General features: G+C 56.8%; 13 protein-coding genes. 8 read left to right on the plus strand and 5 right to left on the minus strand.

Annotation, left to right across the window (positions count from 1 at the left end):
- Positions 1-25: 25 nt before the first annotated feature.
- Both hcaF and hcaE read right to left on the minus strand, forming a co-directional pair.
- Entirely contained in the window at positions 26-574 is a 549-nt protein-coding gene (gene hcaF, locus WFM49_RS00670; protein WP_009459254.1) for a 3-phenylpropionate/cinnamic acid dioxygenase subunit beta, read from the minus strand.
- Positions 571-1929 (minus strand): 3-phenylpropionate/cinnamic acid dioxygenase subunit alpha, encoded by a 1359-nt coding sequence (gene hcaE, locus WFM49_RS00675; RefSeq protein WP_009459253.1) that lies wholly within the window; start codon positions 1927-1929, stop codon positions 571-573. The genes hcaF and hcaE overlap by 4 nt, the downstream gene beginning before the upstream one ends.
- Before the next feature lie 385 nt (positions 1930-2314).
- Here hcaE and WFM49_RS00680 point away from each other — a divergent pair, with 385 nt between their 5' ends.
- Positions 2315-3268, plus strand: a complete 954-nt coding sequence (locus WFM49_RS00680) for a LysR substrate-binding domain-containing protein (protein WP_009459251.1) — start codon at positions 2315-2317, stop codon at positions 3266-3268.
- Positions 3269-3313: 45 nt separating this feature from the next.
- Here WFM49_RS00680 and WFM49_RS00685 read toward each other — a convergent pair whose 3' ends face one another.
- The 3 genes from WFM49_RS00685 to WFM49_RS00695 form a co-directional block, all read right to left on the minus strand.
- Positions 3314-3760 carry an OsmC family protein gene (locus WFM49_RS00685; protein WP_239054546.1) on the minus strand — a complete coding sequence of 149 codons (447 nt, stop codon included), beginning with the start codon at positions 3758-3760 and terminating at the stop codon, positions 3314-3316.
- 310 nt (positions 3761-4070) lie between these two features.
- Positions 4071-5471 carry an ATP-dependent RNA helicase DbpA gene (gene dbpA, locus WFM49_RS00690; protein WP_083053198.1) on the minus strand — a complete coding sequence of 467 codons (1401 nt, stop codon included), beginning with the start codon at positions 5469-5471 and terminating at the stop codon, positions 4071-4073.
- Between the two features lie 329 nt (positions 5472-5800).
- A complete protein-coding gene (locus tag WFM49_RS00695; RefSeq protein ID WP_031232690.1) occupies positions 5801-6589 on the minus strand; it encodes an IclR family transcriptional regulator in 789 nt (262 codons plus the stop codon).
- A 310-nt stretch (positions 6590-6899) separates the two neighbouring features.
- On the opposite strand from WFM49_RS00695, the gene WFM49_RS00700 reads away from it, so the two are divergent.
- The 7 genes from WFM49_RS00700 to WFM49_RS00730 all read left to right on the plus strand — a co-directional run bounded on the left by WFM49_RS00700 (position 6900) and on the right by WFM49_RS00730 (position 14468).
- Positions 6900-8375 carry an NAD-dependent succinate-semialdehyde dehydrogenase gene (locus tag WFM49_RS00700; RefSeq protein WP_009459235.1) on the plus strand — a complete coding sequence of 492 codons (1476 nt, stop codon included), beginning with the start codon at positions 6900-6902 and terminating at the stop codon, positions 8373-8375.
- 98 nt (positions 8376-8473) lie between these two features.
- Positions 8474-9772, plus strand: a complete 1299-nt coding sequence (locus WFM49_RS00705; RefSeq protein WP_009459234.1) for an ABC transporter substrate-binding protein — start codon at positions 8474-8476, stop codon at positions 9770-9772.
- A 252-nt stretch (positions 9773-10024) separates the two neighbouring features.
- Positions 10025-10921, plus strand: coding sequence for a branched-chain amino acid ABC transporter permease (locus tag WFM49_RS00710; protein ID WP_031232688.1), 897 nt, complete (start codon positions 10025-10027; stop codon positions 10919-10921).
- Positions 10918-11904, plus strand: a complete 987-nt coding sequence (locus WFM49_RS00715; RefSeq protein ID WP_021446921.1) for a branched-chain amino acid ABC transporter permease — start codon at positions 10918-10920, stop codon at positions 11902-11904. The genes WFM49_RS00710 and WFM49_RS00715 overlap by 4 nt, the downstream gene beginning before the upstream one ends.
- A complete protein-coding gene (locus WFM49_RS00720) occupies positions 11901-12650 on the plus strand; it encodes an ABC transporter ATP-binding protein (protein ID WP_336971197.1) in 750 nt (249 codons plus the stop codon). Before WFM49_RS00715 ends, WFM49_RS00720 begins: the two co-directional genes overlap by 4 nt.
- A complete protein-coding gene (locus WFM49_RS00725) occupies positions 12640-13302 on the plus strand; it encodes an ABC transporter ATP-binding protein (protein WP_083053200.1) in 663 nt (220 codons plus the stop codon). The genes WFM49_RS00720 and WFM49_RS00725 overlap by 11 nt, the downstream gene beginning before the upstream one ends.
- An 11-nt stretch (positions 13303-13313) precedes the next feature.
- Entirely contained in the window at positions 13314-14468 is a 1155-nt protein-coding gene (locus tag WFM49_RS00730; protein WP_021446920.1) for an iron-containing alcohol dehydrogenase, read from the plus strand.
- The last annotated feature ends 294 nt before the right edge of the window (positions 14469-14762 follow it).

A 14762-nucleotide genomic window follows, 5' to 3' on the forward strand; every position in this document is an offset into this window, starting at 1 on the left:
AATCAACATCGGAAAATAAGCGGGTTCAGAACAGAACGCTTAAGTTGTGGGAGGTAATGACGACCTGATCCAGAACGATTTCGCGTTCGTACAGCTCCCAACCAAAGCGGTTGTCGCTGCGGCGCACGCAATCAATGCGTTTGCCGGCATACCAGGTCTCATCCCGTTCTTTCTGAGCGCGGTACAGGATGTAGTTGCTGCGGATCTCGTAGCCCTGGCCATCGCTCGTTGGGCGGATACGCAGATTGCTCACAAAGTGACGGGTGCGGGAAGGGGGCTCTTCCGCCCAGGCCATGCCGGTTTCCAGACGTGCGACGCGGCGCTCCAGCTGGAACTTGTTGTCGTTGAAGATCCAGGTGCTCGGTGGCTGCACACTGCGCCGACGATCGCGGGTTTGCGCATTGGTCGTGCTGCGCATGTGGTAGTGCACATCCTCGGACAGCAGGTCCAGCCAGTCACGGAACTGCCAGTCATCCAGCAGTTCGGCTTCCTGGTACAAAAAGTCGGCAATCTCGTGATGCAGCTGCATGTCGACGATGGCCGCTTGAGTCGGCTCTTGAATGACGGCGCTCATTTCACCAGCTCCTCTTCGTAGGCACGGCTGCGCTCCAGCACTTCATCCCAGGTCTCGGACACCATCAGGTCGGCCCAGTACTTGTACAGGCCACGGGCGGCGGTCTCGGAGAAGATGTAATTGGTCACACCGGGTACGCCATCGCTGCGCAGCCCTTCATTGCCCAAGCCCATTTCCATGCACAGTTGCGTGCCGCGAGCGCGTTTGCCACGCAGGATTTTCTGGATTTCAGCCCAGTTCTCGGAGTCGTCCTGTTCCAGGAAACCGGCGGGACCGAAGGCACGGGTAGCGCTGCGCTCGAAGGCGGCTTTTACATCGTCGGGGGCGGCTGCATCGGCAATGCAAAAGGCCCAGACTTCTACCTGATTGGGGCCACGGGGATGCCAGACGCGTAGTGTGGCGGTGCCGTTCAACCAGCTCAGGGTAGGGAACATATTGTTGTGACCGGCCAGGCGCAGGGCGCGGACTTCACCCAGGCGTTCGTGGGCTTCGGCATAGGTGTCGCGGAAGTACTGGGAGACTTCACCGTCTACCCACACGTTGGCGTCGGGCTGCTCGGTAAAGAAGAAGCCACTGCCATGGCCGCGCTGGCCGTACTGGACGGCGTCCTTGGCGGTTTCCCAAACCGGGCGTGCGGTTTGTCCGGCGCCCAGAGCCTTGTCCTCATCACCGGGTTTCTGGCCCAGCACTTGCACGGCAGAGGCGTGCGAGAACAGGGCGTGATACTGGTCGGAGGCAAACTGCTCGGCGGGGAATTTCCAGTTGCATTCGATGGTCCATTTCTGAACACCACCGATGATTTCAGTGCCGCCTTCGCGTCGGTCCAGAACACCGTCCAGGTACCAGGCAATGTCGCCCATGTACTCTTCCAGATCAGGCGCTGTGGCATCCCAGTTGCCAAAGACCAGGCCTTTGTATACTTTGACGCGGGTTACTTCCTGCAGGCCCCACTTTTCCTTGCACAAGCCTTGCGGATAGGCGCGTGGCTCCAGCGGTACATCCACCAGATCGCCGTTGGTGCCGTAGCTCCAGCCGTGGTAGGGACAGGTAAAGGCTTTGGTGTTGCCCGAGTCTGCATAAGACACGCGCATGGAGCGGTGTCGGCATTGGTTCAGGAAGGCCTTGATCGAGCCGTCTTTCTGACGAACCACGATGATCGGGTCCTCGCCCATATAGGTATTGAAGAAGTCTCCCGCTTTGGGAATCTGGCTGGTGTGGCACAAGAACAGCCAGGTGCGGCCAAAGATGCGCTCCAGCTCCAGCTCATAAATATCCGGGTCGGTGTAAATGGAGGGGGTGACGCGTCCATTACGTGCATCGACCAAGGCTTCGATTTTTTCAGGGTTGATTCCCATCGTTTGCTCCTCGCTATTGCAATGCGTGCTTTTGCAAAACAGGTTTTTGTCGCTAGCGGCAAAATGTAGAAGCTTGAAATGAATCCGACCAATACTTGCTTTAGATCGGGTGATCGGCAAACCCGATAAGTCCCTCTAAAACCCCTTGCTTGCATGTGGGTTTCGGTTTCAGGCCAGTATTGATGCGGCTTTGGCGACACCTAGGGTTTACGCTAGCTATGATTGCTGCGCTGCAGCATTGAAGATTGGGTCTGCTTTTCAGGGCGTGGGAGCGGCGACAATAGTGCCTAAAAGAAAGGCTTGTTTTGGTCCTCACAGCAGGCTGCGTCCAACGCTGTGCAGGTACGTTCCGGGCAGGGAACGATCAATTTGACAGGAGACAAACTTGGAGTTGCGACACTTGCGTTACTTCGTTGCAGTCGCGGAAGAGTTGAATTTCACCCGTGCTGCCGAGCGGTTGTATACCTCTCAACCCTCCTTGAGCGAGCAGATCCGAAATCTGGAAGAAGAAATCGGTTATCCCTTGCTGAACCGCACGCGCCGTAAAGTCGAATTGACCGAAGCTGGTGTGATTTTCCTGGATGACGCGCGCGAGATCCTGCACAAGGTGGAGGAGGCCGTACAGCGGGCCGGCAAGGCGGCCTCGCAGGCGCGGGAAGTGCTGACGATAGGCTTTGTGCCCGCGGCCGAGGTGCGTATCTTTCCAGCAGTGCTGCCCGCTTTTCGTGCAGCCTTTCCTCAGGTCGATGTAGTGTTGCGCAGCCTGACTTCCAATGAGCAGGAGGGAGCGCTGGCGCGTGGCGAGCTGGACCTGGGATTCATGCGCGGCCCGGTGCGCGCCACCAATGTGTTCAGCGAAGTGGTGCTGGATGAGCCCTTGCGAGTGTATCTGCCTCAGGGGCATAGCCTGGAGGCTTATAGTCTGATCCCGCCGGCACGCCTGAATCGCTTGCCCATGATTGCGGTGGATCGTTCCTATGGCCGCTCCATGCACGATGTGCTGGCCCGCTATCTGGCTCATCATAAAGTGGTGCCCGAGCACACCTATAACTCGGCCAACCCCCTGATGAGTATTAATCTGGTCGCTGCTGGCCTGGGTTATACCTTGCTGCCTACCTACGCGGAATACTTCATGCCCAAGAATGTGGTGTCGCGCCCCTTGATCGGTGGCGGCCCGCGCTGTGAATTATTGATGGCCTATCCACGAGATACTGGCTGCATGAGCGAGGCTGCGGTCAGCCTGATAGAACGTATACGGGAGCTGGCTCGCTGGCACGGTTCGGGCCCCTCGGCTGCCAGTCATTTGAAACTGGCTCCCAGCAAAATCGCCTGTATGTAGTTGCACATACAGGCGAGGGCGTTTTTCAAAAATACGGGCTCTATCTTACTGTTTGATAATGTGGATCTCGTTTGACAGTTCAGGCGTATTTATTATTGTGTCCAGAACTGGGCAGGTTCTTTCAATGAAATTGACGAATTCTTCTATTTCTTCATCATTGTTATTGGCCTGGATATAGTATTTGCACGTAATTTTATGAAATCCCATTTTGGCCTCTTTATTGATCCCGTAGAAGCCATCTGTGTCTATTTCACCGTCCATCTCGATTTTGATGTCGATTAAGTCAATTTTTTGACTCTTTGCAAAGCTTTTTGCAGCAATGCATTTACAGGCGCCAATTGCTGAAAGCAGGGCCTCCAGGGGAGTCATCCCGCCGCTGCCATTATCTCTCTTGCCGGGTTCATCCAGAACAATGGAAAAATCCCTGGAAGTGCATTCAATCTTTAGTTGGTCTATTAACGTTGCGGTTGCAGAAAAAACGTGGTTGCTCATGGCTGTTCCTTTTGCTTATAGCTTGTTAATTGGCTAATGATTCCAGGCTTCTGTCTCTTTTTTAAAATTGGATATGGGTGTGCTTTAGTGTGCTCCGGTGGGAGCGTGCGGCGCTTTTGGGCTTGAAAGGTAGTTTATATATTTTTTTTGGCTGCGGCATTTATTTTAAAAATTAGCTGCCTAAGCTAATAACTGCCTGGTATGGCACGAGCTGCTGCTTGCAGACTCGGCAACGGCACTGGCTATTGCTTCCAATAGGTTATGGTGCTGGCGTTGCCGGTCCTTGGTTCAGAGACTGTCGCTGTCCTATTTATTTATCTTCTACAAAGCGCATGCGAAAGCGTCGGCCTTTGATGTTGGCGTTGGCAATGCGGTCAAAATATTGACGTGCAATCTTGCGGTCCAGCGCCACGTAGGAACGGGCGTCGGTAATCGCAATCTTGCCGACTTGCTCGCCTTTCAGGCCCACATCGCGGGTCAGGGCACCAAGCAGGTCGCCGGGGCGCAGCTTGTCTTTTTTGCCACCCTGAATTTCCAGCGTCATCATGGGCGCGCGCAGCGGCTCTTTGGACTGAGGGCGCAAGCCTTTCAGATTGCTCCATTTCACTTCGCTGCCCTGAAACTCCTCGATCAACTTCACCCAGCGCTGCTCGCTGCGCGAGACCAGATTCAGGGCCAGGCCTTTCTGATCACCCCGGCCGACCCGACCCACGCGATGGATATGCACTTCGCTGTCTTTGGTGACGTCTACGTTGATGACTGCCCCCAGATTCTGAATGTCCAAACCGCGTGACGCCACATCGGTCGCGACCAGCACGGCACAGCTCTGGTTGGAGAATTGCACCAGAATCTCGTCGCGATCGCGTTGTTCCAGGTCGCCGGTCAGAGCCAGGGCCTGGATGCCTTCGGATTGCAGCTCTTCCACCACTTCCTGGCAACGCATCTTGGTGTTGCAGAAAATCAGGGTAGAAGCAGGGCGGAAATGCTCCAGTAGCGTCACCACGGCAGACAGACGTTGCTCGGGGTGAACTTCATAAAAGATCTGTTCGATCTGGCTGGCATCGTGCAGCGCTTCCACTTTGACTTCTGCGGGTTTGTGCAGGAAGCGGGCGCTCAGGTTGCGGATATTTTCCGGGTAGGTGGCCGAGAACAGCAGGGTTTGACGGCGTGGAGGGCAGTGCGAGGCAATGGCCACGATGTCATCATGAAAGCCCATATCCACCATGCGGTCGGCTTCGTCCAGCACCAATGTTTTCAGGGCGGACAAGTCCAGATTGCCGCGCTCCAGATGGTCCTGAATCCGGCCCGGCGTTCCCACCACTACGTGCGCACCATTGCGCAAGGCTTCGGTTTGCGGACGTGAAGGCACACCACCGCACAAAGTCAGCATGCGCACGTTAGGAATCTGGCGGGCCAGACGACGCAGTTCCGTGGTGACCTGATCGGCCAGCTCGCGCGTGGGGCAGATCACCAGGGCTTGCGGAGTCAGCTTGCTGGGGTTGAGGGTTTGCAACAGACCCAGGCCAAACGCGGCGGTTTTGCCGCTGCCGGTCTTGGCTTGGGCGATCAGGTCGCGGCCTTGCAGAATCAAGGGCAGGCTTTGTTCCTGAATGGCCGTCATTTTTTCAAAACCCAGGCTATCCAGGGTTTCAAGCAAGGCAGGCAGAAGGGGAAGGGTACTGAAAGAGGTATGGGGCACGATGGGTGACATCAAAAAGGACTGCAAAATAAAGGATTTAGCGACAGTTTACCGTTTGCGGGCCGATCGCTGGGAAATAGAAAGCGGGGAAGATGATTGGATGTTGACAAGCAAGCAAGCAAGTAGGGCTGGCAGTGCAGGGGGCTCCTGCGATTTACTGGTTTTCTTGCAAGGCCTGGCGGGGATGACAGTCAAGGCCAGGGTTCATAGGCCTGCGCTTTATAAACAAACTTCAGGGTAGATGCCGCTACCGCCTTCCGGATCAAGAAATAATTCAAACAAAAAGGGGCTGCTGATGTCGCCCCTTGTTTTTATAACGTGCTGTGCAGGCTGGAAAAAGCTTATGCCTTGCGCGACGCCCCCAGGCGTTCTGACAGGCGATTAGCCAACTTGCGCATGGCTTCTCCGGCACGGCGCTGGGCCGCTTCATCGGCTTCCTGGGTCAGCAAGCTGACGGCCACTCCGGCCACGGCAGCGCGGTTATTGGAGTCAAACACGGCAGCTCCAAAGCAGTGCATACCGTCGCGTACGCCACAGGCGTCCACGGAGTATCCCAGGCGCTGCACATCGTTCAATTCCACCATCAAGTCTTCCTTGCTGCGCGGGCCATGCACGGTAAGCGGTTCGGGCCAGGGGTGATTCAAGGCCTGCTCCAGCTCCGATCCCGGCAAGGTGCTGAGCATGGCTTTGCCGGTAGCGGTATAGACCGCAGGCAAGCGCATCCCGGCACGGAAGGTGAAACCCAGCGGGCGGGTTCCGTTGCGGCAGGCAATGTAGACCACGTCTTCGCCATCCAGAATGGACAGGGTGATGGTCTCTTCGGGCAGGACGCGCATATCGTCCCAAGCGGCAAAAAACTCCTGCGTCAGATCCAGCTGAGACAGGAAGGCATTGGCCCAGCCCATCACGTGTGTACCCAGGGTGAAACTGCCATTTTCCAGCTTACGGATCAGGTGCAGATCCAGCAAGGTGGTGCACAGACCATACAAGGAACTTTTGGGCATACCCAGGCGTTTGACCAGGTCCGTAAATGACAGGGGCTCCGGCGAGGCCGCCAATTCGTCCAGCACGGTGACTGCACGTACTACAGCCGGAACCAGTTTCTTCTCTTCCACTACGACTAACTCCATAACGACACACAGGAAGTCCAATAAGCCCGGATGGACAGGGCTGAACTCTGGGAACAGGGGCAGGGTTCTGTCAGCACAGCCAGAAGCATCTCATAGGGCAATCAGCCTATAGACCAGGCGTACAGGCCCTGAATTAGGCCAGATTTGCTGTCGGGATGCCAACTCTACATTGTGCCTTCAAATGCCCCAAAACAAAAAATACGGTGACTGATGTTCTACGGGTAAACCCGTAAGCCGATTCGTTGACGTCGCGATTTTTCGGCTCCTATAATTCTACCAAGTTCACTATAAGAGAAACAGGTTCAGCATAATGAACAATATCGCGGCATCATTGATTAGCAAACTGAAGGATCCCAGCCTGGCAAAAGATCAGTCCTGGACCGCTCAGGGTTGGGTCTCGGCAGGCGATGGCAATACCTTCGCCGTTCTTAATCCTGCTACGGGTGAGTGCCTGGCCAATGTCGCCAGCCTGGCCACAGCGGAAATCGAAGCGGTCATCAGCGATGCTGAAGTGGCCCAGCGCGAGTGGAAGGCACGTAGCGGGCACGAGCGTGCCAAGCTGTTGCGCGCCTGGTTCGATGCGCTGGTTGCCAACGCGGACGACCTGGCCACCATCATGACCATGGAACAGGGCAAGCCCTGGGCCGAGGCTCGTGGTGAAGTGCTGTACGCCGCTTCCTTTGTGGAATGGTTCAGTGAAGAAGCCAAGCGTGTATATGGCGATGTGGTCGGCCACCCCCAAGCGGACAAACGCATTGTGGTGGTCAAGCAGCCCGTCGGTGTGTGCGCTGCCATCACTCCCTGGAACTTCCCTGCGGCCATGATTACCCGCAAGGTAGCGCCTGCTCTGGCCGCCGGTTGCAGCATTATTGTTCGTCCTGCCGACCTGACTCCCCTGACTGCCCTGGCGCTGGCCGTACTGGCCGAGCGCGTGGGTATCCCTGCTGGTGTGTTCCAGTTGGTCACCGGTCAATCCCGTGTGGTGGGCGCCGCTCTGACGGAAAGCCCCATTGTGCGCAAGCTGTCCTTTACCGGCTCCACCGAAGTGGGTCGTTTGTTGATGGCGCAGTGTGCTCCAACCATCAAGCGTCTGTCGCTGGAACTGGGTGGTAATGCCCCGTTCATCGTGTTTGACGATGCGGATCTGGACGCCGCCATCGAAGGCGCCATGGCCTCCAAGTACCGCAACAGCGGTCAGACTTGTGTGTGTGCCAACCGCTTCCTGGTGCAAGACGGTATTTACGATCGCTTTGCCAAAGCCCTGAGCGAACGGGTTGCTGCCCTGAAAGTGGGCAACGGTATGGAAGAGGGCGTGGAGCAAGGTCCTTTGATCGAGCAAAAAGCCGTCAATCGTTTGCGCGAATTGATTGACGACGCCGTTGAAAATGGCGCCAGCGTTCTGCAAGGTGGCCAGCCTCATCCTCTGGGCGGTACCTACTTCTCGCCCACCGTGCTGGGTGATGCAACACCGGCCATGCGCGTGGCCCGCGAAGAATTGTTTGGCCCTGTGGCGCCGTTGTTCCGCTTCAAGGACGAAGCCGAAGCGATCGCGATGGCCAATGACACCGAATATGGTCTTGCTGCCTACCTGTTCACCCGCGACAACGCACGTGCCTGGCGCATGGGCGAAGCGCTGGAGTACGGCATGGTTGGCGTCAATACCGGTTTGATTTCCAACGAAGTGGCTCCCTTTGGTGGCGTCAAGCAATCCGGTCTGGGTCGCGAAGGCTCCCGTTACGGAATCGATGAGTACCTGGAAATCAAATACATGTGCCAGCAGCTGTAAGTTGATACATGCCCGCGCTCAGCGCAGCGAAGGGGGCCGCTCTTATATAGAGCACCCCATCAGCAGAACCCCACAATAAGCTAAATAAAGGAGACGCTATGTCTATCCTGTCTGCAACCCCACGAAAATTGACTTTGGCCCTGACACTGGCCACCGCTGGCCTGATGGCCAGCACGACTGCCAACGCTGATGATGTCAAACCCATCAAGATTGGTGTGGTGACTTTCTTGTCCGGCGCCGCTTCCGGTCCTTTTGGCGTTCCAGCCAAAAATGCCGCTGAACTGACGGCTGCCCAATTGAATGAAGGTAAAGTTCCTGCCCCTTACAACACCAAGGGTCTGGGTGGCGCGCCGATTGAACTGGTTTTCATTGACGAGAACGGCGGCACCGCCAAACAGGTCAGCGAATACCGCAACCTGGTTCAGCAACAGAACGTGGACATCGTGGTTGGCTACATCTCCTCGGGTGATTGCCTGGCCGTGGCCCCCGTTGCTGAAGAGCTGAAAAAACTGACCCTGATTTTCGACTGCGGCACACCGCGTCTGTTTGAAGATGCCAGCTACAAATACGTGTTCCGTCCGGTGGCTCACGCCACCATGGACAACGTGGCTGCTGCCCGCTTTGTGCTGGAGCGCAACCCCGAGTTGAAGAGCTACGCCGGTATCAACCAGAACTACGCCTGGGGCCAGGACGCCTGGCACGACTTTGAAGGCACACTGCAAGCCCTCAAGCCCGGTGTAGAAGCCAAGACCTCGCAAATGCCCAAGCTGGGCGCTGGTCAGTACAACGCCGAAATCTCGTCCTTGATGGCTGCCCGTCCTGAAGTGATTCACTCCAGCTTCTGGGGTGGTGATCTGGAGGGCTTCGTGGTGCAGGCTCTGCCACGCGGTCTGTTCCGCAACACCCTGACCGTGCTGACCGCCGGTGAAACGGCAACACACCGTGCCAATAACCAGATCCCGACTGGCACCATCATCGGTGCTCGCGGCCCGCACGCTGCTTTCGCTCCTGACAATGAATTGAACCGTTGGTTGCGTGCCAGCTACCGCGAACAGTTCAATGCAGATCCTAGCTACCCGTCCTACAAGATGACGCAAACTCTGCTGGGTCTGAAAGCGGCTTACGAAAAAGCCCAGGCTGCCAACGAAGGCAAAACCCCTTCCACCGAACAAGTGGTTACTGCATTCGAGCACCTGACCTTCGAGAGCCCATCGGGCGACGTGACCATGTCTTTGGGTAAAGGTCACCAGGCTGTTCAAGGTACGACCTTGGGCGTGGTGAAAAACGATAAAGGCGTGATCAGCTACACCGACTTGCGTCACTTCAAACCTGAAGAAGTCACTCCACCCGAAGGCGTGAAGTCCATCGACTGGATCAAGGGTGGTCTGAAGTACTGATCCGAGCAGACGTCCTGAAAAGGACGCTGCCCTGACAATCCGGGCATGCAAGACCGTTTTTTGCATGTCCGGTTTTTACCGCCGGGCCGCTCCCAAGGTTAAGGCTCCCTGTAAGGGGGACACCGAAGGCGTCGCAGTGGTATGTGCATTACCGCCCAGTTGCTTGCGAGGTAAAGGCTCCTCCCCCAAGGAGAAGCGCACCAAGCTTGTGGCGTGGTGGCATTTTTTATTCCCTTTCCACAGAAACCGACTATGTCTCTTCTTTCTGCTGCCCTAATAGATGGCATCATGTACGCCGCCTGGCTGTTTCTGGTCGCGGTCGGACTCACGCTGATCTATGGTGTGATGAAGATCCTGAACATGGCCCACGGCAGCCTCTATACCATTGGCGCCTATACCGCTGTCACCATGGTGACGCAGTGGCTCTCTACCGATCAAAGCCCATACGGCAGCTATTTGATGCTGATCCTGGCCGCGCTTATTGCCGGTCTGGTGCTGGGGCTGGTCATTGAATATGGCCTGCTGCGCTTCTTCTACCAGGAAGAACCTGTTGTCTCTTTGCTGATTACCTACGCGGTCTTCCTGATCCTGGAAGATACCGTCAAGCTGGTCTGGGGCGTGGATCCTTATGTGATCGCCGAACCTTATGGTTTGCTGGGTAACGTCGAATTCGGCGACCTGTTCTACCCCACCTACAGCTTTGTGATTGTTGTGGCTGCCATTCTGGCTGGCCTGTTCCTGACCTTGTTCCTGAAGTATTCGCGTCAAGGCCGCATCTTGCTGGCCGTGATTCATGACCGCGAAGTCAGTCAGGCCATGGGCATTAACGTGCAACGCTACTTCCTGCTGACGTTTATTGCTGGTGCCACGCTGGCCGCCCTGGGTGGTGCGCTGACGGCTCCTACCATCTCTGTCGCTCCCGGCATGGGCGTGGAAGTCATCGTGATGGCTTTCGCCGTGGTCGTGATCGGTGGTCTGGGCTCCTTGCCTGGTGCTGCTCTGGGCGCTGTGATTGTGGGCCTGGTGCGCTCTTTTGCCGTGCATTACTGGCCTGAAATCGAACTCTTCTCCATCTACGCGGTAATGGCACTGGTGTTGGCCGTCCGTCCTAAAGGATTGTTTGCTGCCGCCGAGGCCCGAAAGATATGAACAAGACCAACATTACGCTTAAGCAGGGCATGATTGCCCTGGTCATTACGGTGGCCGCCCTGATTGTGGGCTTTGGCCTGCCATCCTGGCAGTTTCTGATCACGGTGGCGCTGGCCAAGGGCCTGGTTGCCCTGGGCGTGGTGCTCTTGCTGCGCTCCGGCCTGGCCTCTTTTGGTCAAGGCTTGTACTACTGCATCGGCGCCTATGGTGTCGGTATGGCCATGAACTACCTGGACTGGCGTGAAGCCGTGATCCTGCTGCCATTTGCCGCTGCTTGCGCTGCGCTGCTGGCCTGGGTTCTGGGTTTTCTGCTGGCTCGCTACCGCGATATTTTCTTCGCCATGCTGAGCCTGGCCCTGTCCATGATCATGTACGGCTTGCTGGTGCGTAACCCCAGCCTGGGTGGCAGTGACGGCTTTAACGTGCACGCGCCTTCCTTCATGTGGGGTGCCTTTGCTGAAACCCTCTCGCGTCCAGGCGTGTTCGTCCTGACCGTGGTTCTGGTGGGTTTTGTGCTGTGGGCCATGCAAGGTTTTCTGCGCAGCCGTGCCGGTCGTCTGGGCCCAGCCATCAAGGACAATGAAATCCGTGTTGAATATCTGGGTGCTTCGGCTTACCGCAATATTCACCTGAGCTACGTGCTGGCGGCGGCTCTGGCTGGTCTGGGCGGTGCCTTGTCCTCGCTGAGCATCGGTCACGTGGACCCTGAACTGGCGTTCTGGACCACTTCGGGCGAGTTCATCTTTATTGCTGTGCTGGGCGGTACTCGTAACGCTTACGCACCTTTCCTGGGTGCGCTGAGCCTGGAACTGATCCGCACACTGGCTTATCAATATGCTCCTAACACCTGGCAGATTGTCATGGGTGTCAGCATGTTGGCCCTGATTGTGTTCTTGCCCGGTGGCCTGATCAGTATTCTGAACCGTCGCAATGCAGCGGCTACCTCCAACGATTCTTCTTCACCGACAGGGGCCCGCTCATGAGTCAGTCACCCTTGATTTCTGCTAATGGTTTGTGCAAGCAGTTTGGCGCTGTCCACGCTGCGCGCGATATGACCGTTGATATCCATGCGCAAACCATTACGGGCCTGATCGGTACCAATGGCGCAGGTAAAACCACCTTCGTGAACATGTTGACCGGCTATATGAAGCCGGACTCCGGCAATATCTTTTTTGCCGGTCGCGAGATCACGGGTTTGCCACCCCGGGAAGTGACCCGCATGGGGATCGCCCGCTCTTTCCAGATTCCTCAGCTGTTCACCTCCTTGAACGCCTTGGAAAACGTGGAAATTGCCTTGGGCGTGGCCAAGCAGCCCTTGTCCGAAGCCAGTGCGATTCTGGAGCGTTTCGGCCTGAGCGCCTTCGCCCAGTCCCAGGCCGGCACCTTGCCGGAAGGGATTCGCAAGTTGCTGGACATTGCTTTGGCCATGGTGGCCCAGCCTAAAGTGCTGTTGCTGGACGAGCCCACCAGTGGTGTGGCCAGTGACGAGAAATTTGAAGTGATGGACCGCGTCATGAAAGTGGTTCGTGATGCTGGTGTGACGGTTCTGTTTGTGGAGCACGATATGGAAATCGTGCGTCGCTACAGCGATCGCGTGCTGGCTTTCTACGACGGCACCATTTTGGCCAACGGCACTCCGGACGAAGTGCTGGCCCATGAGCAGGTCCGTGAATACATCATCGGCGAGCCGGTGGGACGCAATAAACAGGAGGCCGATAATGCTGCTTGATGTCAAAAATCTGGATGTACGTATTGGCCCCACCAGCATCTTGCGCCAGGTAAACCTGCAAGTGCGCCAAGGCCAGATCGTGGGTCTGGCCGGCCGTAACGGTGCGGGTAAAACCACGCTGATGCGCACCGTAATGGGCTTGCTGGCCGTGGACAATGGCTCGGTCATGTTTGATGGTCAGGAACTGGCCAAGATGCCCGCTTACCGTCGCACCAGCCTGGGCATGGGTTTTGCCCCCGAGGATCGCAAACTGATCCCCGAGCTGAGCGTGGAAGAGAACATCCGCCTGCCCGCCTGGGCCTTGAAATCCCAGGACATTGAAGAGCGTCTGGATCGCGTCTGGCGCATCATTCCTGAGTTGAAAGTATTTGGCCCACGCCGCGCCCTGCAATTGTCGGGCGGTCAACAAAAGCTGGTCGCCATTGGCCGAGCCTTGATGACGGCTGACAAGCTGCTTTTGCTGGACGAGCCTTTTGAAGGCGTTGCTCCTGCGCTGTCCAAGCGTATTGCAGAAGTGGTGGGCGAGTTGAGTAAAGAGGGCTTCAGTGCCTTGTTGTCCGGTGCTGACTTGCAGCACGCAGGCAATGTGATTGATTACACCTACCGGATGGACCGCGGCCGTATCGAAGTACCGCAGCCCGCCATACCATAAGGAGAAAGCCCATGTCGGCATTCGAGTTCAGAACCACCCCCGCTATTTATGTTGAAAGCGGAGCCGCTGCCCGGCTCGGTCAGATCCTGCGCAAGCGCTACTCGCAAGAGCGCGTTTGTCTGGTGACTGACCGTTTCCTGCACGAAAGCGGCTTGCTGGATCCTGCCCTGGCTGATCTGAAAGCCAACGGCTGGACCGTGCAAGTGATTGACGATGTTATTGCCGATCCTCCAGAGCACATTGTTTTGCAGGCAACGGAGCGCGCTCGCCAGGCCAAAACGGAAATCGTTGTTGGCCTGGGTGGCGGTTCGTCCATGGACGTGGCCAAATTGCTGGCCGTCCTGCTGGCGTCAGACCAGCCCCTGCAAGAGATGTACGGCATTGATAATGTGCGCGGCTCGCGCCTGCCCTTGGTGCAGATCCCGACCACGGCGGGAACAGGCTCGGAAGTGACGCCTATTTCCATCGTGACCACCGGCGAAACCACCAAATCCGGTGTGGTGGCGCCCGAGCTGTACGCTGATCTGGCCATTCTGGACTCGCAACTGACATTGGGCTTGCCACCGCGTATCACTGCGGCGACGGGTATCGACGCCATGGTGCACGCCATCGAGGCCTACACCAGCCGTATTTTGAAAAACCCGCTGTCGGACAATCTGGCCAAACAGGCCCTGCGTCTGATTGGCAGCAAGCTGGTGCACGTTTGTCGCAACGGCCAGGATGCCGAGGCTCGCCAGGACATCCTGCTGGGTGCCACGTTGGCTGGTCAGGCTTTTGCGAACGCTCCCGTGGGTGCCGTACACGCATTGGCTTACCCGATCGGCGGTATTTTCCACGTGCCACACGGCTTGTCGAATTCGCTGGTCCTGCCACACGTTCTGCGTTTCAACGCTCCGGCTGCAGCCCCGCTGTATGCCGAACTGGCTGAAGTGCTGATCCCCGGCATCCAGGGGGATGAAGCCTCCAAGACCGAGGCCTTCATCAACTTCATGGAACAGATCGCCATTGATACCGGCATCGAGCGTCAACTGCGCGAAGTCGGCATCAAGGAAAGCGACCTGCGCCGTATGGCCCAGGAAGCCATGAAACAAACCCGTCTGCTGGGTAACAACCCCCGCGACGTGACTGAAGACGACGCCTTCGCTATTTACAGCGCCGCGTTCTGATAGACCGCTAACAGCGGAAACCTTTTTGCCTGAGTCTGGTGCTGTGCCGGCTCAGGTTTTTTTTTCGTCTGCTCAATGGGGGGCTGCAACGACGCTAATAGAGATAGGGAAGAGAAATAGGAATGGGGAGTTAAGCTTCTTGATGGCGCGAGTTCCGTTTTATGCGGCAGGGCAGCGGTGCCGCGTCTGCCTGATGCGTGTCAGAACGAGCGATAAGGACGTAGCTGAGGCTAGGCTGCTTGCTTGTACAGGTCGGTTTTTGGGTTATCAGGGTTATGCTATTATTAATCATCA

This window comes from Alcaligenes sp. PF14 (assembly GCF_037150615.1).
GTDB classification, from domain to species: Bacteria; Pseudomonadota; Gammaproteobacteria; order Burkholderiales; family Burkholderiaceae_B; genus Alcaligenes; species Alcaligenes phenolicus.

Bases quoted from the DNA above. Each gene is read 5' to 3' on its own strand.
- hcaF (WP_009459254.1), bottom strand. From the start codon at position 574: ATGAGCGCCGTCATTCAAGAGCCGACTCAAGCGGCCATCGTCGACATG.
- hcaE (WP_009459253.1), bottom strand. From the start codon at position 1,929: ATGGGAATCAACCCTGAAAAAATCGAAGCCTTGGTCGATGCACGTAAT.
- WFM49_RS00685 (WP_239054546.1), bottom strand. From the start codon at position 3,760: ATGAGCAACCACGTTTTTTCTGCAACCGCAACGTTAATAGACCAACTA.
- dbpA (WP_083053198.1), bottom strand. From the start codon at position 5,471: ATGTCACCCATCGTGCCCCATACCTCTTTCAGTACCCTTCCCCTTCTG.
- WFM49_RS00695 (WP_031232690.1), bottom strand. From the start codon at position 6,589: ATGGAGTTAGTCGTAGTGGAAGAGAAGAAACTGGTTCCGGCTGTAGTA.
- WFM49_RS00700 (WP_009459235.1), top strand. From the start codon at position 6,900: ATGAACAATATCGCGGCATCATTGATTAGCAAACTGAAGGATCCCAGC.
- WFM49_RS00705 (WP_009459234.1), top strand. From the start codon at position 8,474: ATGTCTATCCTGTCTGCAACCCCACGAAAATTGACTTTGGCCCTGACA.
- WFM49_RS00710 (WP_031232688.1), top strand. From the start codon at position 10,025: ATGTCTCTTCTTTCTGCTGCCCTAATAGATGGCATCATGTACGCCGCC.
- WFM49_RS00715 (WP_021446921.1), top strand. From the start codon at position 10,918: ATGAACAAGACCAACATTACGCTTAAGCAGGGCATGATTGCCCTGGTC.
- WFM49_RS00720 (WP_336971197.1), top strand. From the start codon at position 11,901: ATGAGTCAGTCACCCTTGATTTCTGCTAATGGTTTGTGCAAGCAGTTT.
- WFM49_RS00725 (WP_083053200.1), top strand. From the start codon at position 12,640: ATGCTGCTTGATGTCAAAAATCTGGATGTACGTATTGGCCCCACCAGC.
- WFM49_RS00730 (WP_021446920.1), top strand. From the start codon at position 13,314: ATGTCGGCATTCGAGTTCAGAACCACCCCCGCTATTTATGTTGAAAGC.